Origin of the sequence: Microcoleus sp. C2D2 (assembly GCF_036702495.1) — a bacterium.
In the GTDB taxonomy this organism is placed as follows: domain Bacteria; phylum Cyanobacteriota; class Cyanobacteriia; order Cyanobacteriales; family Microcoleaceae; genus Microcoleus.
Window position 1 is genome coordinate 1 of sequence record NZ_JAUBTO010000422.1, and the last position, 1081, is coordinate 1081.

Sequence of the window (1081 nt, forward strand, 5' to 3'; positions counted from 1 at the left end):
GTAATTCATATTATTAAGCTAATTTTTTCTTTTATTTTACCGAGAACGCTCGCACTTTCGCAAGAGGTCTATTAATTCTAATCACCGATAATCCCTTGAAATCTCTAGTATCAATTTTCATCATAACTTGACTTTTTAAGGTGTCAGTAAAATCGGATTTACGTATTGTATTGATTAATATCCCAACATAATATTCTAGCGTTTTACCTGAAACCCTAGCTTCTCTATCAATTCCTACAACAGATCTATCATTGATTTCAATAGGACTAATCGCATCTAAATTTTTAATTTTTTCTGCGTCTTGCTTTTTATCAGCCACTCCTAGGAAAATATATCCATCATTTTCTGGATCGGAGTTGGCAATTCCGCAAATTGTCTCAACAAGTCTCTGGGGCAAATCATTATTTAGTTTTCTACTTGGTGACAGATCGAGCAAACCTTGCTTGCACTCATACTTCGCAGTTTCTATACGAGAACGAAGTAAGGAATTTTTGAACGCTTGTATCAACTCAGCACCTTGTCCCAGAGTTGATGTATCTTTTTTCGCGAAGTAGTTTTGTATGAGTCCCTTAGTTTGATTAATATTCCTAATACGATCCTCTATCTCTGCATATCGCTTGCTTAGCTTTAACTTCTGCTGAAGCTTTTTGAGTGCTTGCATAATCTTTTGAGGGTTGGCAGGTAGAAGTTCTGAATCAATTATTAATTCAAAAAAAGCCATAAATATTGTATAGAAAGCCTGCGGTATGAGATTATTTATGCCTGGGTTTACGATATTTTTTAAACACTTACTATCTGAGCTATATGTTTCAATAGTTTCTCCCAGAAGGGAGAAGGTTTTTACAATGTCTTCTTCTAGTTTTTTGAAGCCATACGTTGCAAGACTCTTCTCTATTAACTGGAAGTCCTTGCTCTCTTCATCATACAGACTATCTAGTCGCTCTCTGCTTCTTCGTAGGGGTTCATTAAGTAATATAGATGCTGCAATATCTGCTATCATATCTCAATACGGTTTACTTAAGGCTTGGGAGGCTTTAAGATTTTAAAAATAGGAGGATTAGTTTTTATTCCAGTACCTCTG

Annotated in this window: 1 protein-coding gene; it reads right to left on the reverse strand. The window is 35.3% G+C overall.

Features of this window, described 5'->3' with window-relative positions:
- Positions 1–31: 31 nt before the first annotated feature.
- Positions 32–1000, reverse strand: coding sequence for an RNA-binding domain-containing protein (locus tag QUB61_RS39675; protein ID WP_333136978.1), 969 nt, complete (start codon positions 998–1000; stop codon positions 32–34).
- Positions 1001–1081: the final 81 nt, after the last annotated feature.

Bases quoted from the DNA above. Each gene is read 5' to 3' on its own strand.
- QUB61_RS39675 (WP_333136978.1), bottom strand. From the start codon at position 1,000: ATGATAGCAGATATTGCAGCATCTATATTACTTAATGAACCCCTACGA.